At 61.4% G+C, this 26,003-nt stretch carries 19 protein-coding genes, 2 rRNA genes and 1 pseudogene (1 of these 22 only partly in view); 8 read left to right on the top strand and 14 right to left on the bottom strand.

Annotated features, from left to right (window positions below):
• Positions 1-90 precede the first annotated feature (90 nt).
• The 3 genes from ggt to Q9451_RS03490 all read right to left on the bottom strand — a co-directional run bounded on the left by ggt (position 91) and on the right by Q9451_RS03490 (position 3,450).
• The gene (gene ggt, locus Q9451_RS03500) at positions 91-1,758 is read right to left on the bottom strand and encodes a gamma-glutamyltransferase (RefSeq protein WP_012274191.1); all 1,668 of its coding nucleotides are present in this window, start codon (positions 1,756-1,758) and stop codon (positions 91-93) included.
• Between the two features lie 117 nt (positions 1,759-1,875).
• Complete coding sequence (locus tag Q9451_RS03495) at positions 1,876-2,772, bottom strand: LysR family transcriptional regulator (protein ID WP_041166788.1); 897 nt, start codon at positions 2,770-2,772, stop codon at positions 1,876-1,878.
• 87 nt (positions 2,773-2,859) lie between these two features.
• Positions 2,860-3,450, bottom strand: a complete 591-nt coding sequence (locus Q9451_RS03490; RefSeq protein WP_012274193.1) for an NAD(P)H-dependent oxidoreductase — start codon at positions 3,448-3,450, stop codon at positions 2,860-2,862.
• A gap of 162 nt (positions 3,451-3,612) precedes the next feature.
• Here Q9451_RS03490 and Q9451_RS03485 point away from each other — a divergent pair, with 162 nt between their 5' ends.
• Positions 3,613-3,927: a putative quinol monooxygenase gene (locus tag Q9451_RS03485; protein ID WP_012274194.1), complete on the top strand. Its 315-nt coding sequence runs from the start codon at positions 3,613-3,615 to the stop codon at positions 3,925-3,927.
• Here Q9451_RS03485 and Q9451_RS03480 read toward each other — a convergent pair.
• Positions 3,917-4,681: a sulfite exporter TauE/SafE family protein gene (locus tag Q9451_RS03480; RefSeq protein WP_012274195.1), complete on the bottom strand. Its 765-nt coding sequence runs from the start codon at positions 4,679-4,681 to the stop codon at positions 3,917-3,919. The genes Q9451_RS03485 and Q9451_RS03480 overlap by 11 nt on opposite strands.
• Before the next feature lie 78 nt (positions 4,682-4,759).
• On the opposite strand from Q9451_RS03480, the gene Q9451_RS03475 reads away from it, so the two are divergent.
• The 6 genes and pseudogenes from Q9451_RS03475 (at position 4,760) to Q9451_RS03450 (ending at position 8,401) form a co-directional block, all read left to right on the top strand.
• Positions 4,760-5,641: a LysR substrate-binding domain-containing protein gene (locus Q9451_RS03475; protein WP_012274196.1), complete on the top strand. Its 882-nt coding sequence runs from the start codon at positions 4,760-4,762 to the stop codon at positions 5,639-5,641.
• A 24-nt stretch (positions 5,642-5,665) separates the two neighbouring features.
• Positions 5,666-5,832, top strand: a pseudogene (locus tag Q9451_RS03470) (cation transporter); the annotation flags it as partial.
• Positions 5,833-5,928: 96 nt separating this feature from the next.
• Positions 5,929-6,273: a cupin domain-containing protein gene (locus tag Q9451_RS03465; protein WP_003258412.1), complete on the top strand. Its 345-nt coding sequence runs from the start codon at positions 5,929-5,931 to the stop codon at positions 6,271-6,273.
• Between the two features lie 295 nt (positions 6,274-6,568).
• Positions 6,569-7,057 (top strand): type VI secretion system tube protein Hcp, encoded by a 489-nt coding sequence (locus Q9451_RS03460; protein ID WP_012274197.1) that lies wholly within the window; start codon positions 6,569-6,571, stop codon positions 7,055-7,057.
• Between the two features lie 10 nt (positions 7,058-7,067).
• Entirely contained in the window at positions 7,068-8,045 is a 978-nt protein-coding gene (locus Q9451_RS03455) for a hypothetical protein (RefSeq protein WP_012274198.1), read from the top strand.
• Complete coding sequence (locus Q9451_RS03450) at positions 8,045-8,401, top strand: hypothetical protein (RefSeq protein WP_041166590.1); 357 nt, start codon at positions 8,045-8,047, stop codon at positions 8,399-8,401. The genes Q9451_RS03455 and Q9451_RS03450 overlap by 1 nt, the downstream gene beginning before the upstream one ends.
• Positions 8,402-8,538: 137 nt before the next feature.
• Here Q9451_RS03450 and mmsB read toward each other — a convergent pair whose 3' ends face one another.
• Entirely contained in the window at positions 8,539-9,426 is an 888-nt protein-coding gene (mmsB, locus tag Q9451_RS03445) for a 3-hydroxyisobutyrate dehydrogenase (RefSeq protein WP_012274200.1), read from the bottom strand.
• A 9-nt stretch (positions 9,427-9,435) separates the two neighbouring features.
• On the bottom strand, positions 9,436-10,962 hold the full coding sequence (locus Q9451_RS03440; protein WP_012274201.1) for a CoA-acylating methylmalonate-semialdehyde dehydrogenase: 1,527 nt from the start codon (positions 10,960-10,962) through the stop codon (positions 9,436-9,438).
• A 132-nt stretch (positions 10,963-11,094) separates the two neighbouring features.
• Between Q9451_RS03440 and Q9451_RS03435 the strand changes: the two genes are divergently transcribed.
• The gene (locus Q9451_RS03435; RefSeq protein WP_012274202.1) at positions 11,095-12,045 is read left to right on the top strand and encodes a LysR family transcriptional regulator; all 951 of its coding nucleotides are present in this window, start codon (positions 11,095-11,097) and stop codon (positions 12,043-12,045) included.
• A 31-nt stretch (positions 12,046-12,076) separates the two neighbouring features.
• Here Q9451_RS03435 and Q9451_RS03430 read toward each other — a convergent pair whose 3' ends face one another.
• From Q9451_RS03430 to Q9451_RS03395, 8 genes are all read right to left on the bottom strand, one after another.
• On the bottom strand, positions 12,077-12,568 hold the full coding sequence (locus Q9451_RS03430) for an OmpA family protein (protein ID WP_012274203.1): 492 nt from the start codon (positions 12,566-12,568) through the stop codon (positions 12,077-12,079).
• Between the two features lie 4 nt (positions 12,569-12,572).
• Positions 12,573-13,844, bottom strand: a complete 1,272-nt coding sequence (locus Q9451_RS03425; protein WP_012274204.1) for a diguanylate cyclase — start codon at positions 13,842-13,844, stop codon at positions 12,573-12,575.
• A complete protein-coding gene (locus Q9451_RS03420; RefSeq protein WP_012274205.1) occupies positions 13,841-14,407 on the bottom strand; it encodes a YfiR family protein in 567 nt (188 codons plus the stop codon). The genes Q9451_RS03425 and Q9451_RS03420 overlap by 4 nt, the downstream gene beginning before the upstream one ends.
• Positions 14,408-14,487: 80 nt before the next feature.
• On the bottom strand, positions 14,488-16,563 hold the full coding sequence (gene recD, locus Q9451_RS03415) for an exodeoxyribonuclease V subunit alpha (protein ID WP_012274206.1): 2,076 nt from the start codon (positions 16,561-16,563) through the stop codon (positions 14,488-14,490).
• A complete protein-coding gene (gene recB, locus Q9451_RS03410; RefSeq protein WP_012274207.1) occupies positions 16,560-20,234 on the bottom strand; it encodes an exodeoxyribonuclease V subunit beta in 3,675 nt (1,224 codons plus the stop codon). Before recB ends, recD begins: the two co-directional genes overlap by 4 nt.
• On the bottom strand, positions 20,231-23,710 hold the full coding sequence (gene recC / locus Q9451_RS03405) for an exodeoxyribonuclease V subunit gamma (protein WP_071984687.1): 3,480 nt from the start codon (positions 23,708-23,710) through the stop codon (positions 20,231-20,233). The genes recB and recC overlap by 4 nt, the downstream gene beginning before the upstream one ends.
• Before the next feature lie 148 nt (positions 23,711-23,858).
• Positions 23,859-23,974: ribosomal RNA gene (gene rrf / locus Q9451_RS03400) — 5S ribosomal RNA — on the bottom strand.
• Between the two features lie 136 nt (positions 23,975-24,110).
• Positions 24,111-26,003 (bottom strand): 23S ribosomal RNA (locus tag Q9451_RS03395); it runs 1,000 nt beyond the window's last position.

Below are 26,003 nucleotides of genomic sequence, written 5' to 3'. Positions count from 1 at the left end.
AAGGCCGCTCCTACAGGAAATCGCGTTCCCCTGTAGGAGCGGCCTTGTGTCGCGAAAGGAGGGCGAAGCCCTCCCAGCGCCCGAACAGGCTTACTTGACGATCATCCCCACCCCACGCCCACGCGGATCGGAAGCGGTCTCAAGCTTCGCCCCATCCACCCGGATCGCCTGGATATCGCCCATCTCCCAACCCTGGTCCTCCAGCACGTAACCCATCTTCTTCAGTTCATCAGCTACCGGCCCGGTCAGGGGCGCATAGCTGTCAAAGTAGATGGTGTCCTTGGGCAGCAACTGATGGTGCACCCGCTGCGCCGCCACCGCCTTGTCCAACGGCATGCCGTAGTCGTACAGGTTGTTCATCACCTGGAAGATCGAGGTGAAGATCCGTGAACCACCCGGGGTACCGATCACCAGCTCGACCTTGCCATCGCGGGTCATCAGGCTAGGGCTCATCGATGAAAGCATGCGCTTGCCCGGTTCGATGGCGTTGGCATCACCGCCGACCACACCAAAGGCGTTAGCCGCACCCGGTTTGGCGCTGAAATCATCCATCTCGTCGTTCAGCAGGAAGCCCGCGCCCTTCACCACCACGCCACTGCCGTAGTCGAGGTTGAGGGTGTAGGTATTGCTGACCGCATTGCCTTGCTTGTCGACGATCGAGAAATGCGTGGTCTGGTGCGGCTCCAGCCCTGGCTTGACCTTGTCGGTGTCGGAAATGGCCTGCGGGTTGACCTGCGCGGCGCGCTTGGCCAGGTAATCCTTGGCCACCAGCTGGTCCACCGGCACCTTGGTAAAGGCCGGGTCGCCAAGGTAGTCGGCACGGTCGGCGAACACCCGCTTTTCGATCTCTGCCAACAGGTGGATGTACTGCGCCGAGTTGTGCGCCACCCCTTTGAAGTCCGCCGCGCGGTCTTCCTTGATGCCCAGCAACTGGGCCAGTGCCACGCCACCGGAGCTCGGCGGTGGGGCGGTGTACACCACATTGCCGCGCCAGCTTACGGCCATCGGCTCACGCCACACGGCCTTGTAGTCCTTCAAGTCTTCTTTGGTGATCAGGCCTTTGTCGGCCTGCATCTGCGCCACCAGCAGGTCGGCGGTCTTGCCCTGGTAGAACTCGCTCACGCCCTTGTCGGCGATGCGCTCCAGGGTCTGGGCCATTTCCGGCTGTTTGAACAGCTCGCCAACCTTCATGTTGCCGAAGTAGTCGTTGAAGTTGGTCGCTGTCTTGAACATGCCCTGGGCATCGTTGCGGTACTGGTACTGTTTTTCCGCCACCTTGAAGCCGTTTTTCGCATAGCCGATGGCCGGGGTCAGCAACTCGCTCCAGGGCAGCTTGCCGAACTTCTGGTGCGCCTCCCACAAGCCCATCACCGTACCGGGTACACCAGCGGCGCGTACACCAACCAGGCTCAGGTTCTCGATGACCTCGCCCTTGTCGTCCAGGTACATGTTGCGCGTGGCGGCCTTGGGCGCGACTTCGCGGTAGTCGAGGAAGTAGGGCTTGCCGTCGATGAACAGGGTCATGAAGCCGCCACCACCGATGTTGCCGGCCTCGGGGTAGGTCACCGCCAGGGTGAAGGCGGTTGCCACTGCGGCGTCCACCGCGTTGCCGCCCTTTTTCAGAATGTCGGCGGCTACCTGTGCACCATATTGATCAGGTGCGGCCACCGCGCCGCCCTCCAGGTTGGCGGCGTAAACCGAGGAACAGCTCAGAATCGCGGCTGCGAGAGCCAGGTACTGGAACGGGACAATACGCATGACACTTCCTTGGTGTTGTTTTTGTTGAGCAGTCAGTAAGGCCGAAGCGCTTCGACTGTGCAATCAACCGTAGGAAGTTTCGCCGCCTGTGGGCAGGATTTGTCGCGTTCAGGCAACTCAGCAGGCGTACATCGCCAATTTGCGCTGGATGAAGTCCAGGAAGCACTGGATACGCAGCGCCAGCTGGGTGTTGCGGTAGTAGACCGCGTGGATCGGCTGACGGTAGCCATTATTGGCTTCGCCCAGCAGCACTTGGAGGCGCCCGGTGCGGATGTCTTCGTGGGTCATGAAATGCGACAGGCTGACGATGCCCTCCCCGGCTAGCGCCAGCTGGCGCAGGGTCTCGCCACTGGAGGCGAGCAATGCCGGGCGGATGCTGAAGCGGTCGCCCTGGGCGTGGCGCAGTGGCCAATGGTTGAGCGATTCGGGCTGGCTGAAGCCGAGCAGGCAGTGGTTGGCCAAATCCTCGACGCGCTGCGGTGTGCCGTGCTGCTCCAGGTAGGCAGGGCTGGCCAGTACCTGCACGGGGCTGCAACCCAGGTTGCGCGCATGCAGGCTGGAGTCGGCCAGCTCACCGATGCGGATCGCCACGTCGGTGCTCTGCTCCAGCAGGTCGATGATCAAGTCGTCGGTGTTCAGCTCCAGCTCGATGCCCGGGTACTGGCGGCGGAACTCGCCGATCCACGGCAGGATGGCATGCAGCATGAACGGCGCAGCGGCGTTGATGCGCAGCCGCCCGGAGGGGGTCTGGCGGTTCATCGAGAGGCGCTCTTCCATCTCGTCCATCTGCTCCAGGATCAGCCGCGAACGCTCGAGGAAGAAACGGCCCTCCTCGGTCAGGTCCATGCGCCGGGTGGTGCGGTTGACCAGCGTGGTGCCCAGCTTGCCTTCCAGCCGCGACAGGGTGCGGCTGACGGCGGAGGGGGTCTGGCCCATCTGGTCGGCGGCGGCGGAGATCGAGCCGCAGTCGATGACGGCGACGAATACCTGGAGTTCTTCGGATCGGGTTATCACACGATTGGCCTTGGCAGGGGTATGCGGTGATTGATAGCGGGTCATCGGAGTCTGTGCAAGGGGCCGCTGCGCGGCCCCAACCTCCCATTACTGCGCCTTGCCGAATACCTTGTCCAGATGGGCTTCATACGCTGCCAAGGCAGCCGGCACATCCGGCCGCTTCATCACATCCACCGCCAGGAAGGTCGGCAGGCCGCTCATGCCAAGGAACTGGTTGGCCTTGTGGAACGGGAAGTAAACGGCATCAACACCCTTGCCTTCGAAGAAATCGCTCGGGTCATCGAACGCCTGCTGCGGCGCGTTCCAGGTCAACGACAGCATGTACTGCTTGCCGTGCACCAGGCCGCCGCTGCCGTACTTTTGCGAGTGGTCCGAACGGGTGCGGCCATCATTGGCGTAGAGGCTGCCGTGGCCTGCCGTGAAGACTTCGTCGATGTACTTCTTCACCGTCCACGGCGCCCCCATCCACCAACCCGGCATCTGGTAGACGATCACATCAGCCCAGAGGAATTTCTCCACCTCTGCCTGCACATCGTAACCACCGTCAATGAATGTCTGCTGCACGTCGAACCCGGCGCGGTCCAGATGAGCGAGGGCCGCTTCGTGCAAGGTTGCGTTGAGACGGCCATCAGAGTGAGCGAACTGTTTACCACCATTGAGCAGAAGGATCTTTTTCATGCTGGCCTCCACGGCCGAATCAAAATTCAGGCCGGCAGATTAGAGGCTCACGGGTGTGGGATACAGCAGTGACAGGGCAAAATACAATTGATCAGAAGTCACGAATTGGCAATGAATTATTGCCGTAGAATCAGCTCACCAACCATCATCGAGTAGCGCCCCATGAGTGAGCAGTTCGCCTTCATCCTCAAAGCCAAGACCCGCCCGGAAATGGCTGATGCGTTCGAAACCCTGTTCCGCCCCTACGTCGAGCCAAGCCGCCAGGAGCCAGGCTGCATCGAGTACCACATGCTGCGCGACAAGGAAGACCCGAGCCTGTTCGTGTTCTTCGAAGTGTGGGCCGACCAGGCTGCACTGGACGTGCATTCGGCCCTGCCGCACATGACTGCGTTCTTCGAAAAACGCATGGAATACCTGGAGCGCGATTTCGATATCCAGCGGGTCGACATGCTCAGCGCATCATCTGCTAACCGTTAATCAGCAGATGGCCGCCGAGTACGGCCAGGCCGATGAAGAAGCAACGCTTGAACAGCAGCGCACTGATGCGCTGACGCAGCCACTGCCCGGCCAGCATGCCAAGCAGGGCCGGCGCCAGCATCAGCAGCGATGCCCCCAGCGCCTGGCCACCCAGGGCATCCTGCCCGGCCAGGCCAACGGCCAAGGCCAGGGTCGAGACCGTGAATGATAGGCCCAAGGCCTGGATCATCTGCTCTCGGCTCAGACCCAGGCTCTGCAGGTAGGGCACAGCGGGCATCACGAACACCCCAGTCGCCGCCGTGACCACGCCAGTGACCAGGCCGCAAAGCGGCCCCAGCCAACGCTCGTGCCCCGCAGCCACATGAAAGCCCAGGCCGACCAACCCGTACAACGCATAGACCAACAAGGCGGCTCCCAACGCGTGGGCAGCCCACGGGCCGCTGTTGATTCCCAGCCAGGCGCTGCCCAGCCATGTACCGACAAAGATCATCACCAGCATCGGCCCCAGCCGCACCAGCAACGCCCGCAGGTGCCCACCGCTGGCCAACTGCCAAAGATTGGTGAGGGTCGAGGGCACGATCAGCAATGCGGCAGCCTGCGCCGGTGACATGGCCAGGCCCAGCAAGCCCATGGCAATGGTCGGCAGGCCCAGGCCGATCACCCCCTTCACTGCACCAGCCAGCAGGAAAGTCAGTACCACCAGCAGCGAGATTGCTGGGCCAATGTCCTGGTAGAAAGTGAGCAAGGTAGTCATGGGGCCGATGATGGCGTACAGCGAACGAGGTGAAAATCTGCCATATACTCAGCCAGCCTCTTGCCAAGACAGAGCCACATGCACTTCGACCTGATCGACCTCAAGCTGTTCCAACACACCCTGGAGTGCGGCAACATCACCGCCGGCGCCAGCCGCAGCCATCTTTCACTGGCAGCGGCCAGTGCGCGCATCCGCGCCATGGAAGCCTCGCTGGGTATTCCTTTGCTTGAGCGTAACCGTCGTGGCGTACAACCGACGCCGGCCGGCCAGGCGTTGTTGCAGCATGCGCGGCTGATAACCCAGCAAGTCGAGCGCTTGCAGTTCGACCTAAGCCAGTATGCGCAGGGGCAGCAAGGCCAGGTGCGCCTGCTGTGCAACACCGCTGCGCTTACCGAGTACCTGCCCGAACTGCTGGCCAGCTTCCTGGCGGAAAACCCCGGTGTCAGCGTGGACGTGCAAGAGCTGCCGAGCTTGCGCATCGTGCAGTCGATTACCCAGGGCATCGCCGACCTGGGCATCGTTTCCACCGCTGCCCCCAGCGAGCATCTGCAAACCCGGCCGTTTCGCGACGACCCGATGGTGCTGGTGACACCGCTGGGCCACCCGCTGGCCCATGCAGCCGCGCCCAGCTTCATCGAAAGCCTGAGCCATGGCTATGTCGGCCTTGGGGCTGGCAGCGCGTTGGCACTGTACCTGGAAGAGCAGGCGCTGCGCGAGGGGCGGCGCATGCGGATTCGGGTGCGGGCAGAAGGGTTTGACGGGGTGATTCGCATGGTGGCGGGCGGTGCAGGTGTCGGGGTGGTGCCGCTGGCAGCGGTGCAGCGCTGGCAAGGGATGTTGCCGTTGCATTGGGTAGCGCTTGAGGAACCATGGGCCAACCGCAAGTTGCTGGTATGCGCGCGGGATTTTACTGCGCTACCGGGCTATGCCGCAGGGCTGGTCACCACACTCTGCGGCTGAGGTAATCAACAAGTGCAGGTAGTGCCGGCCAGCATCACCGACCTGCATTTATGGCGCGTGGGCAAAGACCGGTACGCCTGCAATCTCGGCTGGCCAGCCAAGTCGCTCTCAGCGCCAACAGCGTGCGCCAGGCTCTGGGCGGGCACGAAGAACTGGCGCACATCACCGTCGAGGTAAAGCGCCTGGCATAGCGCGGGCAGGCAGCTGGACGTCGAGCCCAGGCAACTGCGGCTCGGCCGATGGGCCTATGGTGACCCGTCATTCAGCCAGTCACCAGGAGTTGTGCCATGTCCGATTTCATCACCGTCCTGCGCGAAACCTGCCCGACGCCGGTCGTGGACGCCACCAAGTGGAAGCGCATCGGCGGCGATCCGCACACCGTCAACCTCAATGCCTACCTGTCTGCCGACGGCAGCAAGATCATGGGCACCTGGATCTGCACCCCAGGCAAGTTCGAGGTCAACTACGAGAAGTGGGAGTTCTGCCACTTCCTCGATGGCTACTGCATCATCACCCCGGAAGGCGAAGAGCCGAAACACCTGAAAGCGGGTGATGTGTTCGTGATCGAACCTGGGATGAAAGGTACCTGGGAAGTGGTCGAGACCGTGCGCAAGTATTTCGTCTTTGCCTGATCAGTAATCTCCACCCGATAGAGGCCCTGTGGAAAACGCTAAATTTCCCACAGGGCCAGAAACACTCTTGAACAATTTGTTTGAACAAGGCAACAAAAGAGCGTGAATTAATCAAAGCATTGAACCACAGTTACATGGCCTTACACATCCCCGCCCATTTCTGTAGTCCTTTTCTGAATCTAATCCCTACCTCTCAATGTGTATTGCCCTCGCAATCACTCAGGCCTAGCCTGCACTGACTGCCCCCATTCGTGGGTAGCATTGTCCAATCAAAAGTTGCCAGGGAGAGGTAGACATGGCTTTCGATGCATATATTCAGATTGACCGTATTCCAGGCGAAGCACGGGACGAAAAATACAGTCAATGGATTGAAGTACTTAGCTATGACTTTGGGGTCAGTCAAAGTACATCCGCCACTGCAAGCTCGGCTGGTGGTGCCACATCCGGCCGAACCTCCGTCACCAACTTCACATTCACCAAATACCTCGACAGTGCCAGCTGCAAGCTGATGGAGGCCAGTTGTACAGGGCAGCATCTCAAAGCGGTGAAGCTGGCACTCTGTCGCGCCGGCGGTGACAAGCTCAAGTATTACGAAATCATTCTGGAAGAAGTCATCATTGCCGAGTACTCGCAGAGCGTCGACACCGGTGTACCGCTTGAAGTAGTACAGCTCAACTACGGTCGAATCAAGACCACCTACACCCAGCAACGGCGCATCGATGGCGGCGGTGGCGGCAACATCGCCGGCGGCTGGGACCGTATCGGCAATAAAAAATACGCGTGAGGCTCAAGTCATGTCCGAAGCCCGCGCGTTTCTCAACCTCAAGCTGCAAAACTATCATCGGCTCAAATCCGACCTCGCACTGAGCGGCCATGCGCTGGAAAAATTTGATGTTCTAAATTCGCACATTGCCAATACGGTGGTGCGTAGCGGTGAGCTTATCATCATTGGCGACCCCACCACGGCTTCCTGCACCAGCCAGGAAGCCTGGATGATGAGGCAGGCTGCCATTGTGCACATGGGGCTGATGCGCAACGGCCAAGGTGTGGATAACTTCTTTCTGGATAATTTCGAGACTTTGAAAAGCCTGATCGCGCATGCGTCAATGGGCGCTGGAATGGTCAGTGACGGATGGAGCAGGCACCTGAAGGCTATCGAGGTCACCTTGATGGATATCGAAAAACTCCACCAGCAGTTTCTTGGGTCAGGAACGATGACAGCCCGCGAACAGTTCTATGCGAAGCGATCGGCCTTGTTCATGAAACTGGATGAACAGTTGGGCAAGATGGCGGCTTATGGTTCAGGCCTGAGAAACAAGGGATCGATCAAAAGGACGCTGGGAATATCCACCAAGCGTTATATTCACACAGGCGAAATAGCCGGTTACGCCAACAAGGTAGCCAGTGTCGCGAGGGCATCCAGCTTGATCAAACAAGGAACTTACATAGGCGTAGCACTTGAAATCGCAGCCACTGGACTGGATATCCACAACGCTTGTACGCTCGGTCACGAAGAGGATTGCACAAGGGCAAAGTACATCGACGGAGGCTCACTCGTGGGAGGCCTTGCAGGAGGCGGTGCAGGCGGATATTTGGGTGGAGCTATTATCGCGCCAGTTTTATGCGCAGCGATCGGGTTACCAACAGGTGGAACAGGTGGGCTTCTTTGTGCAGTTATAATTGGTGCCGCAGGCGCCACAATTGGAGGCAAGGCTGGTGGGGAGAAAGGTGAAGCTTACGGCGATTTTTTGTATAGAGCGCTCTCAAACTGATGGCTATTGAAGATGGGATCATTGCAGCCGTCATTATAAATTTGATTATCATCACAATGATCACTCAGTTTTTTGTCGCCTCACGACGCACAGAATATTTTGAATCCCTATTCCCCAAAAGCAAATATATAAAACAAAACAAACTACTCTACGAGCGAGCCGGATCAATCGGCAAGATGATGCGCACGGGCGCAATCTCAACAGTACTTGCATTACCATCTTTTTTTACAAAAAGAAATCTAGTAGATAGGCAAGAGATCGAAGGCTTTCCGAAAAAAACCAAGATCTTACTTGTAACACTTTGGGCGCTGCACATCACTCTATTCAGCGCCTTGATAATAGCGCATTACCTATAACGGTTTAGCAAGCGCATTACGTAACTTGCAAACAATATGGCTGCCAACACAATAAAAAAATCGCGGGCGGGTCCCCTTCCCTCTGGTGCGCAGTTACAGAGGAAAGGCCGCCCGGTCCGCGATGAAGTCCTCGCTTGTCAATCCTTCTTGCGATACCCCTCGACGATGGCCGAGAAATCCTTGCCCCCTTCGCCGCGCAGGCTCATGGCCTGATACAGCTGCTGGGCCACAGCCCCGAGGATCACCGGCTGGTGAGCCTGGCGTGCCGCTTCGGTAGCCAGCCCCAGGTCCTTGAGCATCAGTTCGGCGCCAAAGCCACCGGTGTAGCCACGCGATGCCGGCGCGGTTTCAATGATACCCGGCCACGGGTTGTAGGTGTCCGAGCTCCAGCAACGCCCGGTCGAGCTGTTGATGATGCCGGCCAGCACCTTGGTGTCGATACCCAACGCGTTGCCCAGGGCCATGGCCTCGGACACGCCGATCATCGAAATACCCAGCAGCAGGTTGTTGCAGATCTTGGCAATCTGCCCGGTGCCGACTTCCCCGCAGTGCACGATGTTGCGGCCCATCTGCTCGAGTACCGGCTTGAGGCTGGCGAACAGCTCGGCACTGGCGCCGACCATGAAGGTCAGGGTGCCAGCCGCCGCGCCGCCAGTACCACCGGACACCGGCGCGTCACCCATGTCCACACCTTTGCCCGCTGCGGCCTTGGACACATCACGGGCGGTCTGCGGGTCGATGGTGCTGCAGTCAACGGTCGGCGTGCCGGGACGAATACCGGCCAACACGCCGTCCTCGTTCAAGTACACGCTGCGCACGTGGGCTGCGGCCGGCAGCATGGTGATCACCAGTTCGCTGTTGGCTGCCGCGTCCTTGGGCGACGGGCTGATCTGCCCGCCCAGTTCTGCCAACTCGGCCAGCACGGCCTTGTTCAGGTCGAACAGGTTCAGCTGGTGCCCGGCTTTGATCAGGTTGCGGGCCATGGGCGCGCCCATGTTGCCCAGGCCGATGAATGCGATACGCATGACTTCTCCTTAGCGCAGGCTGATGGTGGTGTTCACACCGTCGTTGACGCTGTCGTCATCGAACCAGCGGGCAGTGACGGTCTTGGTCTGAGTGTAGAACTGCACCACTTGCTTGCCGTACGGGCCGAGGTCGCCGAGCTTGGAGCCACGTGAGCCGGTAAAGCTGAAGAACGGTACCGGTACCGGAATCGGGATGTTGATGCCGACCTGGCCGATATCGATTTCGCTCTGGAACTTGCGTGCTGCCGCGCCGCTTTGAGTAAACAGGCCGGTGCCGTTGCCGAACGGGTTGGCGTTGACCAGGGCGATGGCCTCGTCGAGGGTATCGACTTCCAGGGTCACCAGCACCGGGCCGAAGATTTCCTGGGTATACACCTGCATATCGGTCTTCACGCCCGAGAACAGGGTCGGGCCAACGAAGTTACCTTGCTCGTAACCCGGCACCTTGACGTCGCGGCCGTCCAGCTCAAGCTTGGCGCCTTCCTTGATACCGCTTTCGATCAGGCCCAGGACGCGCTCCTTGGCGCGCTTGGAAACCACCGGGCCAACGTCGGTGCCTGGCTCACAGCCGGCATTGACCTTGAGCTTGCTGGCGGCTGCCTTGATATCTGGCAGCCATTCGCGGGCCTTGCCCACCAGCACCGCCACCGAGGTGGCCATGCAGCGTTGGCCCGCCGCACCAAAGGCAGCACCTACCAAAGCATTGATGGTTTGCGTGCGGTTGGCATCGGGCAGCACCACCGCATGGTTCTTGGCGCCCATCATCGACTGCACGCGCTTGCCGTGTTGGCTACCGAGGTTGTAAACGTGGGTGCCGACTTCGGTTGAGCCGACGAAGGAAATCGCCTTGATGTCCTGATGGGTGCAAATGGCATCCACCACCTGCTTGCCGCCGTGCACCACGTTCAGCACACCGGCCGGCACACCGGCTTCCAGCGCCAGCTCCACCAGCAGCATGGTCGACAGCGGGTCTTGTTCGGAAGGTTTGAGCACGAAGGTGTTGCCGCAGACGATGGCCATGGGGAACATCCACAGCGGGATCATCGCCGGGAAGTTGAACGGGGTGATGCCGGCGCACACACCGATCGGCTGGCGCAGGGTGTAGGTGTCGACACCGCTTGCGACGTTTTCGGCAAATTCGCCCATCTGCAGGGTGCCGATGGAGGCGGCGTGCTCGACCACTTCCAGGCCGCGGAAAATATCGCCTTCAGCATCGGCCAGGGTTTTGCCTTGTTCGGCACTGAGCACCTGGGCAATGCGTTTAGTGTGTTCGCGGATCAGCGCCTGCAGCTTGAGCATGATGCGCATGCGCGCGCCGATCGGGGTGTCGCGCCAGGTCTGGAAGGCTCGGTGGGCCGCGGCCACGGCAGCGTCGACTTCCTCGACGGTGGCGAACGGTACGCGCGCCAGCACTTCCTGGCTGGCCGGGTTGACGATGTCGCGCCATTCGGTGGTTTTGGACTCGACCCACTGGCCGTCAATCAGCAGCTTCACCTGCTCGACCTTGGTGCTGTTAGGGGATTGCGGTGCGTTCATCTGCGTTCTCCTTGGAATTATTGTCGGGACGAGATCGCCAGCGCCGGGCAAACGCGAGGTGGCGTCCTGAGGCTTGTTTCGAGTATAGATGTGCAAACATCCAACAAGAACGCACAAAAAAACCGGATCATCATGCAAAAAGACCTCACATCCCTGAGCGCGCTCAACTGGGACGATTTGAAGTTCTTCCTTGAAGTGGCCCGCACCCGCAAGGCCAGCAGTGCCGCCAAACGGCTGAGTGTGGACTACACCACCGTGTCGCGGCGCATCAGCTCGCTGGAGGGCGCGCTGGGTACCTTGCTGTTCGAAAAGTCGCGGACCAACGGCTTTGTGTTGACCGCCGAGGGCCAGCGCTTGCTAGGTTATGCCGAATCGATCGAGAGCACGCTGCACATGGCCTGCGAGCAGGTGTCCGGGTCGGGTGTGGCGTTGTCGGGGCATGTGCGCATGGGCTGCACCGAGGGCTTTGGCAGCTTCTTCATCACCCCGCAGCTCAGCCATTTCGTCGATGCCTACCCGGCGATTTCGGTGGACATCCTGCCGCTGCCGCACTTCATCAGCCTGTCCAAACGCGAGGCGGACATCGTCATCGCGCTGGAGCGGCCGGAGCATGGGCCTTATGTGTGCTGCAAACTGTGCGACTACCGCTTGCGGCTGTATGCGACCCAAGACTACCTGGACAACCACGCGCCGATCCGCCAGGTGGCGGACTTGGCCAAACATCCGTTCATCAGTTACGTGGATGACCTGGCGTTCAGCTCCGAGCTGCTGTACCTGGCCAACCTCATCCCCAGCGCCAGCGCGCATTTGCGCAGCACCAGCGTGATCGCGCAGTACACCGCAGCGTTGCAGGGGCGAGGGTTGGCGATCTTGCCGTGCTTCCTCGCCGCGCAGGACCCTCGGCTGGTGACGGTGTTACCGGAGGAGATCGAGGTGACGCGCCAGTTCTGGATGTACTGCCGGGAGGACTTGAGAAAGTTGAAGCGGATTACCCTGTTGTGGGATTACATCCGAGGTGTGACGGAGACGAATGCGCCGTTGCTGATGGGTGACACACGCCAGATGCGCTTTGCTCAGGAATGATGGGGTTGCTGTGCAACCCCAAACCCTCCCGTCAGTAAGACGCCACCACGATAGACACGCGCCGGTTCTCGGTACGCCCGGCACTGGTGCGGTTGTCCGCCACCGGCTGGGTACTGCCCAGGCCACGGCTCTGGATGTTCTGCGGCTGCATGCCGACCCCGACCAGCGCCTTGGTCACGCTCTGAGCGCGGCGTTCGGACAATTGCTGGTTATACGCCGCCTTGCCCGAGGCGTCGGCGTGCCCGTCCACCCGCACGCCCTGGATGCCAACGCTGAGCAGTGCCTTGCCAATGCGCTCGACAATCGACTGGCTCTGGCCGTTGAGGCTGTCCAGGTCACTGCCGAACAGCACCTTGCCAGACAAGTCGTACGCCCAGCCTTCGTCGGTCGGGGTAAATCCCTCGCGCTTGAGCACGGCAATCTGTTCGGGGGTAAGGCCCTTGGGAGGGGCGGTCTGGCAGCCAGACAGTGCCAGCACGGCGAGCAACAAGGCCCACAGCGGGAAACGTAAAGCCTGTATCACGGGTTCAGCTCCTGTTCTTGATTTCGTTGGCGGACCGTTCCGTCTGCGCCACTTGCCAATGGCCACGGCGTTTACGCTTGGCCTGGTACATCGCCGCATCGGCGGCATTGAGAAGACTGGCGGGGTCAGCGCCGTCATCCGGGTAATAGGCAATACCGACACTCAGTGAGGTGGCGATACTGCGGCCACTGTCCAGCTGCACCGGCAGCTTCATGCTGGCAACGATCTTCTCGGCGATGTGTTCGGCGTCCTTGCGCGACTGCAAAGGTGTCAGCAGCACGGCGAACTCATCACCGCCCAGGCGCGCCACCAGGTCGTGTTCGCGCAACTGGGCGCGTACGCGGTCGGCCACGCTGATCAGCACCTCGTCGCCTACGGCATGGCCGAGGGTGTCGTTGATTTGCTTGAAGTGATCGCTGTCGAGGAACAGCAAGGCCAAGTGGTCCTGCTGCCGTGCAGCATTGCGCACGCTGCGGCTCAGGCGCCCCTCGAAGAAGGCCCGGTTGGGCAGGCCAGTCAGGCTATCGTGGCTGGCCTGGTGGGCCAGGCTCTGGTTTTCACTCTGCAGGTGGCTGTGCCACACCTCCAGTTCGTCCAGCAGGGCATTGAAGTCGTTACCCAGCTCGTTGAGCTCGGCAATCGGCGCTTCCGGCACACGCCGGTCGAAGCTACGCTCGCGGCGGGCGGCGTGGGCGACACTGGCCAGGCCACGCAGAGGGCGGGTGATATCGCTGAGCAGGCGCCGCGACAGGTACTGGGCAGCCAAGGCGCTGAGGATGGTGCAGAACAGGATGCCGGCCAGACCGCTGAGCAGGAACAGCAACAGGCTACGGCCCTGGCCGACCAGTTCGATATGCCCGACCTGTTGTTGCTGGTGCAGGATCGGCAGGTTGACCGGCTCATCCAGCAACGCGGTGGCAACCTGCACTTCCAGTTGCGCGAGCATGTCGGTGTCGCCGCGTTGCCAGTGCGCCAACAGCTCGCCTTCGTCGTTGAAGACCTTGGCCTCGGCCACTTCCTCGGTACTGGCGATCAGCGCCAGCGATTCATTGGCGGCGGCGCTGTCATCGAACACCACCGCTGCCTCTACGGTGTAATTGATCGAGCGGGCAATCAGCTGCAGGTTTTGGTTGGCGTAGACACGCAGGGCGAGCACGCCCAGCAGGGTCAAGGAAATACCCGCCAGGCCCACGGCAAGCAAGGCGACGCTGAGGTGGCCACGGCCCAGCACCGAGCGCAGGGTGGGGCGCACGCTACGCTTGCGGGTCGGTTTCATGGCTGCACCGCCCGGCGACGCGACAATTGCAACACACTGGGATGAATACGCACGCCAGAGCGCGCCACCGAGTCGAGGTTGACATCAAAGGCCACCTGCTGGTCGCTGACCCGCAGGCAGAACAGGCTGCCGACCGTGCAGGGGTCATCCGCCTCGCTGATGCTCAACACCGGATGGCCCCTGACACGCTGGAACAGCTGGTCGCGCTGGCCCTGGTCAAGCTTGCCGATATAGATGGCATCGCAGGCCTGGGCGACCTGGGTATCTTCTGCCAACAGGCGCCGCACCTGCAGGGGGCGACCGGATTCCTGGACATGGCCTTTGATCAGGTCATCGGCGTATTCGGTCGGACCGACCAGGCACAAGCGCAAGGGTGAGGGTTCTATAGGCCAGCGGGCGTAGCTGAAGATACCCAATACGACCTGGGTGACTGCCTGGGCGCGTTGTTGAGCCCGAGCGGCGGTTGTGGCGGAGTCTGCCTGGGCAGGGCCTGTGTAAAGGAACAGGGCGGCCAGCAATAGCGAAAGCGCACAGCTTGTCACTCGCCTTGCGGCCACGTGCATGTGGGGAGTCTCTTAAAATCCTTTCTCGAATTGGCGCAACGATAGCACAAGGCCGCTCCTACAAGGGACCGCGTTCGGTATCAGACTTGTTCCAGCATCAACCCTGAAATACGCCGCACCTTGCGCGCCACCGCTTCTTCAAAAATGCCCTGCCGAGGCTCGACCAGGCTGAAGCAGTGCTTGGCGCGGGTGATGCCGGTGTACACCAGTTCCTTGGTCAGCACCGGGTTGAGCGCATCCGGTAGCACCAGCGCCGTGTGGCTGAACTCCGAGCCCTGGGACTTGTGCACGGTCATGGCGAACACCGTTTCCACTTCGTTGAGCCGGCTGGGCAGGACGAAACGCACGCCGCCACTGCCATCGTTACGCGGGAAGGCCACGCGCAGCAGCGGCTCACCGCGCTCATCCGGCAAGTGCAGGGCGATGCCGATGTCACCGTTCATCAGGCCCAGGCCGTAATCGTTGCGGGTCACCAGTACCGGGCGCCCTTCGTACCAGTGCTGCTGGCTGTCGATCAAGCCAGCATTGTGCAGCACCCGCGCCACCCGCTCGTTCAGGCCTTCGACGCCCCAGGCGCCACGACGCACTGCGCACAGCAACTGGAAGTCCTCGAAGCTGTGCAGCACCTTGCCGGCCCATTGCTCCCACGCTGGGTCGTCAGCAGCGGTTTCGAGTGCTGGCCGATAGCGGCCAAGGGTACGCAGGTAGCTGCGGTAGCCTTGCGGGCCGTCGCTGCCGCGGTTGAGGCCATCGAGCAACAGGCGGTCGAAAGCACGGTCCTGCTCGTGCTTGAGTGCCAGGCTGTGCACGTCGGCGGGTGGCGTGGCCAGCAAGTTGCGCGCCGCATGGGAGTCCTGCCGGTTGACCAGCCGGGCCAGTTGGCCAATGCCGCTGCCCTCACCGAAGCGTCGCGAAAAACGCAGCATCACCACTTGCTGGGCCAGTGGATTGCGCTGTTCGTCGCCAGCCTTGAGGCCAGTGCCGGCCAGTGACTCGCCACTGATCTGTTCCAGCCATGCTGCGGTCGCCGGCGAGTAATAGCCCTCTTCGGCATCCCGGCACAAGTCGCCCAGCACCGCACCGGCTTCCACCGACGCCAACTGGTCCTTGTCGCCCAGTAGTACCAGGCGTGCCCGAGGCGGCAAGGCATCGAGCAGGTTGGCCATCATTTCCAGGTCGATCATCGATGCTTCGTCGACCACCAGCACATCCAATGGCAACGGGTTGCCAGCATGGTGGCGGAAGTGCCGGGAGCCCGGGCGGCTGCCGAGCAGACGATGCACGGTGCTGACTTCTGTGGGAATGTGCCCACGCACTTCGGCGCTGACCTGCAGGCGCTCGACCTGCTGGCCAATGGATTCGGTGAGGCGCGCAGCGGCCTTGCCGGTCGGCGCGGCCAAGCGGATGCGCAGCGGCCTGCCCTGCTCCACTGCCGGCCCTTGCAGCAAGGCCAGCAGGCGCACCACAGTGGTGGTCTTGCCCGTGCCGGGGCCACCCGTGATGATGCTGAAACCGGCACGGGTGGCCAGCGCGCAAGCGAGCTTCTGCCAGTCTACCTGGCCAGCTGGCGCACCACCGTCGAACAGCTGAGCCAGGCGATCGGTCAGGTCGGTCAGCGGCGCTTCGGCCTGGGTCAGGCGCTGGCGCAGGGTATGGTCGATACGCCGTTCATAGTTCCAGTAGCGGCGCAGGTACAGACGCTGGCCGCTGAGCACCAGTGGCCGCGCTTGCTGGCCTGGGCTATCGCCCTCGGCCACCAGCGCGCTGGCAGCGATGCGCTGGCGCCAGGCATTCAAATCGAGGTTGGCCAGCAGTTGCGAGGGAAGCAGCAAGGGGCCTGTCAGCGCATCGCCCTCCGGCGGCAACGACAGGGCGAAATCAGGCTCGGCCAAGGTCTGTTGCAGGTCGAGGCAGACATGCCCGTGCCCCAGTTGATGACTGGCCAGCGCCGCCGCCAGCAATAACAAGGGATCACTGCCGGGAGCGCGCTCTTCCAGGAACGACACGAATGCGCGGTCCAGCGCGCGCAGCCAGCCCCGTTCTACCCAGCGGTCGAGCAGTTGCAGCAGGTCACCGCTGTCATGCTGTGGTGCCAGCGCCAGCAGGTGCTCGGCGTGCAACGGCGTGGGCAACAGGTCGACAAGGCTTCGGCTCATTTCACGGCTCCGGCAAACAGGTCCTGCTGTACGGGTGGGTGCTCGCCACGAAACAGCGCATCGAGGCTTTCGATCAGCTCACGCGGTGGCTTGGCGTGATACACGCCATGGCCGCTGCTGCTGGCACCACGCAGGAAGATGAACAGGGCACCGCCAACATGGCGGTCGTAATCGTAGTCCGGCAGGCGGGCACGCAACTGCCGGTGCAGGGCCAGCAGGTACAGCACGTACTGCAGGTCGTAGCGGTGCTCGATAATGGCCTTTTCCATGGTTTGGGTGTCGTAGGCCTGGATGTCCGGGCCCAGCCAGTTGGACTTGTAGTCGGTGACGTAGTAACGCCCGTCCAGCTCGAAGGCCAGGTCGATGAACCCTTTGAACATGCCGTTGAGCACGGTCGGCTGCGCCGCCGGGCGCGCCAGGCCGGGGTGGGTGTGGCGTGCGACAAGGCGGTCGAGTTGTTCAGCATCGACCTGGTGGCTGGCGAACCAGAACTCCATTTCGATCTGGTAATGATGCAACTGGCCCAGCATTACGCTCTGGTCGCTGCCTGGCAGCGGTAACGCCTCGCCCAGCAAGCGTTGCATCCACTGGCTCAGGGTGGGGATCCAGCCGGTCCAGTCGCGACGGTTGCAGCGCTGGCCAACGGTGCGCTCAATCAGCTGTGGGTTGCCGCTGACCTGGCTAAAGCCTTCACGACCCGCCCATTCCAGCAAGCCATGCAAGAAGGTGCCTGGGTTTGGCCCCCGCGGGAAACGGTGGATATCGCCGCTGTCAGCCGGGACCTCGCGCAACACCTGGGCATCGACCGCCTCGTCATCCAGCAGTTGCTGGGCCTGTGAGCTGTCGGCACCGAGGGTCTGGTCGCCTACGCGCAGGGCGCTGTAAGAAGCGATCCACCAGTGCTCGGCGGCCGCGCGGCGGGGCTTGCGTGCGGGCAGCAGCTCACGCTCGGCGTGCGGCACGCGATACGCCTGCTCATTGGCCTGCGGCAGGCCCGGGCAGGTAATGTGCGGGCATGTAGACGCCAACGCCTGCAACCAGTCCGTCAGCTGCTGCGAGCCTGTCAGGGCAAGGCCGCCACCCAGCAGGTAACCCAATGCCGATCGGTGCAGCTGCGAACTCTTCTGGTTGCCACGCTTGAGGTCGGCGACCCCCAACCAGCACGCATGCTGGGCGCGGGTCAGGGCCACATAGAGCAGGCGCAGGTCTTCGGCCAGGCGCTCGTCGTCAGCGCGCTCGATCTGTTCCTGATCCGGGGTGAGGGTGAGGTGGGCGTTACCTTCGCTGTCATGCCAGGCCAGCGGCAGGCGGCTGCCGTCCACCGGCTTGCTGGTGCAGATGAACGGCAGGTAAACCAAGGGATACTCCAGGCCCTTGGACTTGTGGATGGTCACGACTTTGACCAACTGTTCGTCGCTTTCCAGGCGCAGGATCTGCTCTTCACCGGCCTGCCCGGAATTGGCGAGGTGCTCGGCCAGGTGGCGGATCAATGCCTGTTCGCCGTCCAGCTCACCAGCAGCCTGCTGCAGCAATTCGGCCAGGTGCAGCAGGTTGGTCAGTACCCGCTCGCCATCGCTGCGGCGGATCAGCGTGCGCGGCAGCTGGAAGTCATGCAGCAGGTGCCGCAGCATGGGCAACACGCCCTGGCGTTGCCAGGTATCGCGATAATGGCGAAAACGCATGACCCAGCCTTCCCAGACCCGCTCGTCCTGGTTCAGCTGGTCCAGCGCGGCCAATGACAGGCCCAGTGTAAGGCTGGCCAGTGCGGCCTTGAGCAGGCGCTCCGAGTCGGGCTCGGCGCAGGCCTTGAGCCAGGCCAGCAGGTCGTGGGCTTCCTGGGCGGCGAACACCGAGTCCTTGTCGGACAGGTACACACTGCGTACATCGCGCGCGGCCAGCTCGGCGCGGACCACCTGCGCTTCGTGGCCATCACGCACCAGGATGGCGATGTCCGAGGGCAGGCAGGGACGCAACTCGCCTTCGGCATTCTGGAAGCCTGCCGTGCCTTGCTGGCCACCATTGAGCAGCGCGACGATATGGCTGGCGCAGCTGGCTGCCAGCTGCTGGCGGTAGACACTGCTGGAAACCGCCTCTTCGCTTTCCAGTTGCCAGCACTGCAGGGCTGCACTGGTTTCGCCGTCAATCAGCAGCTGTTCGCCACGGCCCTTGGCGCGCACCTCGATGAACGGCAACGGGTTGTCATCCGCCGCGCGGAACAGGAATGCTCCCCGCCCCGTTTCACGCACTTCGGCCTGCAGGAACACCTGGTTGACCGCTGCGACCATGGCCTTGCTGGACCGGTAGTTGGTGTCCAGGCTGTGCAGGCGGTCGCGGGTGGCGCGCCGTGCAGCGAGGTAGGTGTAGATGTCGGCACCACGGAAGGCGTAGATCGCCTGCTTGGGGTCTCCGATCATGAACAGGCCAGTGTCTGCGCGGTTTTCGCTGATCTGATAGATGCGCTCGAAAATGCCGTACTGAACCGGGTCGGTATCCTGGAATTCGTCGATCAGCGCTACCGGGAACTGCTCGCGGATCAAACCGGCCAAGCGCTCGCCGGCCTCGCTGGCCAAGGCGTGCTGCAGGCGCACGAGCATGTCGTCGAAGCCCATTTCCGCGCGCCGGCGCTTCTCTACTTCGAAACGTGCCGATACCCAGCTGGCAGCATGCTCAAGCAAGGGCGCATCCGGGCTGTCCAAGGCCTGCAATTGTTGCTGCAAGCTCTGCATGGCGTTGAGGCCGGGGTGCTCAGGCGGTTCACCCTTCCAGGCCTCGGCCATGCCCGCCGGGGTCAGGCGGGTAAAACCCGTGCCCAAGTCGAGGTCAACCAGCTGTTCATCACCCGCCCAGGCACAGAGCTTGTCGAACCAGGGCTCGAAGTAACGGGCCTGCATCTTGCGGCCGTCGACCTGCTTGGCGGCCAGCGCATCGCGGCAGATTTGCCGCAGTTGCTCGGCCCACTGCGCCCATGGCGCCTTGAGCCGGGCCAGCTGCTCGCCACGTTGCTGCAGCGATGCCTGGATCAATGCTGCCGGCTCTGGTCCATCCTGCTGAGCACGCACGCGGCCAAACAGTGGGCGAATGCGCGGCAGCAAAGCGTCGGGGCTACCCCAGTTGCCGCGCACCCAGGCCAGTGCATCGCCTTGCATGCCATAGCAAAAACGCCGCCAGTAATCGCGCATGACCTGGCCCAGCAACTCGCTGTGGTCGGTTTCCAGGGTCTGGGTGAACAGGCTGCCGCTGTCGAAGGCATGCTCGCGCAGCATGCGCTGACACCAGCCATGGATGGTCGATACCGCAGCTTCGTCCATCCACTGCACGGCGATTTCCAAGCGGCCGGCACAACGCGGCCAGGCTTCTTGCGGGTAATCATCACGCAATTGGTGCAACAGCGGGTCGGCGCCTTCCAGTTCGCCACGGAAGAACCGTGCAGCCTCAGCCAGGCGGGCGCGGATACGTTCGCGCAGCTCTTTGGTGGCAGCGTCGGTGAAGGTCACCACGAGTATCTGCGGTGGCAGCAACTCGCGGTCGAAGCCTTGTTCGCCACCGTGGCCAAGGATCAGGCGCAGGTACAGCGCCGAAATGGTGAAGGTCTTGCCCGTGCCGGCGCTGGCCTCGATCAGCTGGCTGCCGTGCAGGGGGAAACTCAGTGCCAGGGGACGGTCCTGGGTCATGCGCCTTTCTCCGGGTTGCCCAGGGTCTGCCAAGGGGCGGTGAACAACGGGCGGTACAAGGTTTCGCACCAGCCTTCAAAGGTTTCGTCAGCCGTCAGTGCAGCAAAGTCGCGGAACTGGCGGGCCAGAGCGATGCTCTCACTTCGCTCGCCAAAGCTGGTGCGCTCGTCGCCTTCATAGGCACGGGCTGCGGCGGCCAAAGCCTTGTCGGCGTCGTCCTGGGCCAGCCAGGCGAACGCGGTCTTGGCCGCGACGGGCAGCGGCGCATTCATCGCCGCCTGACGGGCCACCAGCAGGTCGCCCAACAGCTGAGCAGCCTGTGCTTGCGGTAGCGGTGCAAGTAACAGGGTCAGGTCGCTGGCTACCAGTGCACTGTTGTAGGGATAGCCGGCCGCACAGGCGGCCAGGTGCGTAACCCAAGGTGCGATCAGACGATGCCACTTGAGGTTGTTGCGCCCGGCGCTGATTGTGTTGGGTACCGTGGTGATGCTGAGCAGGCTCTGGTCCTGAGCCTGGAACACCCGGCCCAACCAGCCTTCGAGACGGTGCTGAGCGTGCTCGAAATGCACCGGCAAAGCGCCCTCGACCAGCTGAGGCCAGCGTTGCAGCAGCTGTTGGTGACGTTGCAACAAATCGGGTAGCGGTTCGATCAACTCGCTTTGCAGCGATTCTCCGAAACCGGCCAGCGGCAGCAAACCGCAGGCCTGCAGGCGCCGGGCCTGGGCACGCAAGGCCTGTTCGGCATTGTCCGGCTCGGCCAAGGCTGCGCCAAGCAGGCTTTCACTGGCGCCATAGCGTTGCAGCGTATCGAGGACGAAGGGTTCTTCGTCCGGGGTTGGTGCTTCCAGCGCTTCAAAGTACACCTTCAAGCGCTGGCTGAAAAAGTGCCGTACCGGATGGCGCAGAAAGTCATTCAGTTGGGTCAGGCTCAGGGCTTCATCACCTAGGTATGGCGGCAGGCCGGGCTCGCCCTGTTCATCTGTCTCGCCATGCTGGTGCAGCAGTTGCCATTCATGGGCAAAGCTGAACAACGGGCTGCCTTTCTGGAAGTAGCGTGCGCTAAACGGCTGCAAGGGATGCTCCTGAGTCAGAGCGTGCAGCAGTTGCTCGCCCGGTTCGGCTGGCTGCCCCTGCTGCATGCCGGCCAGATGCCATCCCGTGGCGATGTGATCGCGCAACTGGCCGATCAGTACCGAGGCCGGGCGTTCGCTATTGTCACGGATACTGCGCCCGACCCAACTGACATACAGCTGGTCGCGTGCCGACAACAGCGCCTCCAGCAGCAGGTAACGGTCGTCTTCGCGGCGAGAGCGGTCACCGGGGCGGTAGTCGCTGGCCATCAAGTCGAAGTCCAGCGGTTGCTGGGCGCGCGGGTAGTCGCCATCGTTCATGCCCAGCAGGCAAACCACCCGGAACGGGATGGCGCGCATGGGCATCAGGGTGCAGAAGTTCACCGAGCCGGCTAAGAAGCGCTGTGACAGCTTGCCCTGATCGAGGCCCGACAGCCAGGCTTCACGCACCACGGTCAGCGGCAACGGGTCTTGCAGGCCAACGGTCTCGCACACTTCAAGCCAGCTATCGCGCAGATCTTGCAGTTGCATCAGCAGGTACTCGTCACGCTCGCCCTCGGCCAGGAAAAACACCTGTAGCAAAGCATGCAGGCGCTCGCCCCACTGCGTGACGGTGGCGGGCTCGGACAAGGCCTGACAGGCGACTTCGAGCGCATCGAGCAGCGCGACCAGTGGGCCGATCAGTGCAGCGTCCAGGCCACCGATTTCATCGTAGGGTTCAATGCCGTCACAGGCCACGCCCACACCCACTGCATAGCCCAACAGCATACGCCGCAGGCCGAAGCGCCAACTGTTCTGTTCGAGCCCGGCGGGCAAACCAAGACTGGCCCGCTGCTCGGCGTTGAGGCCCCAGCGTATGCCGGCCCCCTCGATCCAGCGGTGTAGCGTGGGCAGGTCGTTTTCGCGAATACCAAAGCGAGCGCGCACTGCCGGCACGTCCAGCAGGTCAAGCACTTCGCTGACCGCGAAACGGCTGTCTGGCAGTTTGAGCAAGTGCTCAAGAGCGATCAGCAAAGGTTCGCGGCCGCGCTGGCCCTGGTCGGTCAGGGTGAACGGGATGTAGCGCGGGTCGTTGCGCTGCAACTGGCCAAAGACAGCGCGGATGTGCGGCGCGTAAGTGTCGATGGCCGGTAGCATGACGATCACGTCACGCGGGCGCAAAGTTGCGTCGGCGCTGAAGCGGGCCAACAGTTGGTCGTGGAGGATTTCCACTTCACGTTGCGGGCTATGGGCGATGTGGAAGCGGATCGAGCGATCCTTTGCAGTGTCCACGGGCGGCCACAGCTCACGGGTTTCGGTGAGCGGGCGCAACTCCAGGATGTCGTCCTGCAGTTGATTGAGCAGCGTGGTGGGCGAACCGTCACTGAACAGGTCGATGCGGCCATCGCTGAACACGCCCTGGTAGCTGCCCGGGTCGTCGTAGCTGTCGAGCAGGTTGATGTAGTCGCGGCCTTGTTTGCCCCAGGCGGCCAGCAACGGATGGGCATGCTGGTGCAACGACTGGTCATCCAGTTGCAGGGGCATGCCCTGCTTGCGTTGCTGGCGTTTGTACTGGTGGCGTAACAGGTCCTTGTCGGCAACGATGTCGGCCCAGTGGTGGCGGCATGGGTTATGAACGCACAACAGCACCTGGCTGAAACGCGCCAGACCGGCCAGTGCTTCCAGGGCCTGGGCGGGTAGTGAGGAGATGCCAAACACGATCACCCGCGGTGGCAGCCCTGCAGGTGCCTGCTCCAGGCTATTGATCCGCTCGATGAAGCGTTGGTGAACCCCGGCACGGCTCTGCGCCATACCCTGCTCGCCAACATCTTCCAGTAATGCTCGCCACAACTCGGCTTGCCAACGGTTGCCCGGCGGCAGCGCTTTGCGCTCGCCACGGGCGGTGTTGAGGACATGCTCGCCTGCGGCCCAGTCCTTGAGCCAGTCGGCGCGGTAGACCTGGTACTGGTCGAATAGGTCCGCTAGCCGTTCGGCTAGCTGGTAGCGCTTGCGCAGGTCGCTGTCGTCGGTAAGGAAGCGCCGCAGCGGCTCGAAATGGGGGCGTTCGATCAGGGCGGGTAACAGGCGCATCAGGCGCCACGTGAGTGGGGCCTTGTCGAGCAGGGAAACTTCGGGAATTTCGTCACGGCCCAGCACGCTGCGGTATAGCTGCCACATGAAGCTACCGGGTAGTTGCACATCGATTGCGGCGGCGATGCCACAGCCGCCCAGGTCATCTTCCAGCGGGTCTTCGGCCAGGGCCAACTTGAGCCATTGGGCGATGCCATTGCTTTGCACCAAGGCTATTTCGTTTTCCAGCGGCGCCAGGGGATAGCGACGCATCCAGCTCACTACCAGGCTGCGCAGGTCGTCGAGGCGGTTGCCGTGGACGATCATGAAGCCGGGGTGGAGAGTGGTAGTAGCCATAGTGCATTCCCTGGGAGCGGTTGATTCCGGTGCAAAACCATATCACGAGGCATGCCTTGGACCATGGCATGCGTGGAGACAAATCTTTTTCTGGCCCAAAAGACAAAACCCCTACCTGCATGCGCAGATAGGGGTTTTGCGAAATGAATCTTGACGATGACCTACTCTCACATGGGGAAACCCCACACTACCATCGGCGATGCATCGTTTCACTGCTGAGTTCGGGATGGGATCAGGTGGTTCCAATGCTCTATGGTCGTCAAGAAATTCTGTAGCCAGAATGTCCAGATGGACAGCCCAGCGAATTCGGATATGTGATTGTGTGGTTCGTTGCGAACTTTCGGTTCGTATCATCTTCACCACCGCAATTTGGCTGACGCACAAATTGCTTGGGTGTTATATGGTCAAGCCTCACGGGCAATTAGTATTGGTTAGCTCAACGCCTCACAGCGCTTACACACCCAACCTATCAACGTCGTAGTCTTCGACGGCCCTTTAGGGGATTCAAGATCCCAGTGAGATCTCATCTTGAGGCAAGTTTCCCGCTTAGATGCTTTCAGCGGTTATCTCTTCCGAACATAGCTACCCGGCAATGCCACTGGCGTGACAACCGGAACACCAGAGGTTCGTCCACTCCGGTCCTCTCGTACTAGGAGCAGCCCCTCTCAAATCTCAAACGTCCACGGCAGATAGGGACCGAACTGTCTCACGACGTTCTAAACCCAGCTCGCGTACCACTTTAAATGGCGAACAGCCATACCCTTGGGACCGGCTTCAGCCCCAGGATGTGATGAGCCGACATCGAGGTGCCAAACACCGCCGTCGATATGAACTCTTGGGCGGTATCAGCCTGTTATCCCCGGAGTACCTTTTATCCGTTGAGCGATGGCCCTTCCATACAGAACCACCGGATCACTAAGACCTACTTTCGTACCTGCTCGACGTGTGTGTCTCGCAGTCAAGCGCGCTTTTGCCTTTATACTCTACGACCGATTTCCGACCGGTCTGAGCGCACCTTCGTACTCCTCCGTTACTCTTTGGGAGGAGACCGCCCCAGTCAAACTACCCACCATACACTGTCCTCGATCCGGATAACGGACCTGAGTTAGAACCTCAAAGTTGCCAGGGTGGTATTTCAAGGATGGCTCCATGAGAACTGGCGTCCCCACTTCAAAGCCTCCCACCTATCCTACACAAGCAAATTCAAAGTCCAGTGCAAAGCTATAGTAAAGGTTCACGGGGTCTTTCCGTCTAGCCGCGGATACACTGCATCTTCACAGCGATTTCAATTTCACTGAGTCTCGGGTGGAGACAGCGCCGCCATCGTTACGCCATTCGTGCAGGTCGGAACTTACCCGACAAGGAATTTCGCTACCTTAGGACCGTTATAGTTACGGCCGCCGTTTACCGGGGCTTCGATCAAGAGCTTCGCTTGCGCTAACCCCATCAATTAACCTTCCGGCACCGGGCAGGCGTCACACCCTATACGTCCACTTTCGTGTTTGCAGAGTGCTGTGTTTTTAATAAACAGTCGCAGCGGCCTGGTATCTTCGACCGGCATGGGCTTACGGAGCAAGTCCTTCACCCTCGCCGGCGCACCTTCTCCCGAAGTTACGGTGCCATTTTGCCTAGTTCCTTCACCCGAGTTCTCTCAAGCGCCTTGGTATTCTCTACCTAACCACCTGTGTCGGTTTGGGGTACGGTTCCCAGTTATCTGAAGCTTAGGAGCTTTTCTTGGAAGCATGGTATCAACCACTTCGTCGCCTAAAGGCAACTCGTCATCAGCTCTCGGCCTTAGAATCCCGGATTTGCCTAAGATTCCAGCCTACCACCTTAAACCTGGACAACCAACGCCAGGCTGGCCTAACCTTCTCCGTCCCTCCATCGCAATAACTGGAAGTACAGGAATATTAACCTGTTTTCCATCGACTACGCTTTTCAGCCTCGCCTTAGGGACCGACTAACCCTGCGTCGATTAACGTTGCGCAGGAAACCTTGGTCTTTCGGCGTGCGAGTTTTTCACTCGCATTGTCGTTACTCATGTCAGCATTCGCACTTCTGATACCTCCAGCAAGCTTCTCAACTCACCTTCACAGGCTTACAGAACGCTCCTCTACCGCATCACCAAAAGGTGATACCCGTAGCTTCGGTGCATGGTTTGAGCCCCGTTACATCTTCCGCGCAGGCCGACTCGACTAGTGAGCTATTACGCTTTCTTTAAAGGGTGGCTGCTTCTAAGCCAACCTCCTAGCTGTCTAAGCCTTCCCACATCGTTTCCCACTTAACCATGACT

The organism is Pseudomonas sp. NY8896 (assembly GCF_039634505.1).
This window is presented reverse-complemented; position numbering and strand designations above follow the sequence as displayed.

Coding starts and splice junctions, on each gene's coding strand:
- Q9451_RS03425 (WP_012274204.1), bottom strand. CDS start 13,844: ATGAAACCGACCCGCAAGCGTAGCGTGCGCCCCACCCTGCGCTCGGTG.
- ggt (WP_012274191.1), bottom strand. CDS start 1,758: ATGCGTATTGTCCCGTTCCAGTACCTGGCTCTCGCAGCCGCGATTCTG.
- mmsB (WP_012274200.1), bottom strand. CDS start 9,426: ATGCGTATCGCATTCATCGGCCTGGGCAACATGGGCGCGCCCATGGCC.
- Q9451_RS03440 (WP_012274201.1), bottom strand. CDS start 10,962: ATGAACGCACCGCAATCCCCTAACAGCACCAAGGTCGAGCAGGTGAAG.
- Q9451_RS03485 (WP_012274194.1), top strand. CDS start 3,613: ATGAGTGAGCAGTTCGCCTTCATCCTCAAAGCCAAGACCCGCCCGGAA.
- Q9451_RS03480 (WP_012274195.1), bottom strand. CDS start 4,681: ATGACTACCTTGCTCACTTTCTACCAGGACATTGGCCCAGCAATCTCG.
- Q9451_RS03455 (WP_012274198.1), top strand. CDS start 7,068: ATGTCCGAAGCCCGCGCGTTTCTCAACCTCAAGCTGCAAAACTATCAT.
- Q9451_RS03475 (WP_012274196.1), top strand. CDS start 4,760: ATGCACTTCGACCTGATCGACCTCAAGCTGTTCCAACACACCCTGGAG.
- Q9451_RS03465 (WP_003258412.1), top strand. CDS start 5,929: ATGTCCGATTTCATCACCGTCCTGCGCGAAACCTGCCCGACGCCGGTC.
- recD (WP_012274206.1), bottom strand. CDS start 16,563: ATGAGCCGAAGCCTTGTCGACCTGTTGCCCACGCCGTTGCACGCCGAG.
- Q9451_RS03490 (WP_012274193.1), bottom strand. CDS start 3,450: ATGAAAAAGATCCTTCTGCTCAATGGTGGTAAACAGTTCGCTCACTCT.
- recC (WP_071984687.1), bottom strand. CDS start 23,710: ATGGCTACTACCACTCTCCACCCCGGCTTCATGATCGTCCACGGCAAC.
- Q9451_RS03435 (WP_012274202.1), top strand. CDS start 11,095: ATGCAAAAAGACCTCACATCCCTGAGCGCGCTCAACTGGGACGATTTG.
- Q9451_RS03460 (WP_012274197.1), top strand. CDS start 6,569: ATGGCTTTCGATGCATATATTCAGATTGACCGTATTCCAGGCGAAGCA.
- Q9451_RS03420 (WP_012274205.1), bottom strand. CDS start 14,407: ATGCACGTGGCCGCAAGGCGAGTGACAAGCTGTGCGCTTTCGCTATTG.
- recB (WP_012274207.1), bottom strand. CDS start 20,234: ATGACCCAGGACCGTCCCCTGGCACTGAGTTTCCCCCTGCACGGCAGC.
- Q9451_RS03450 (WP_041166590.1), top strand. CDS start 8,045: ATGGCTATTGAAGATGGGATCATTGCAGCCGTCATTATAAATTTGATT.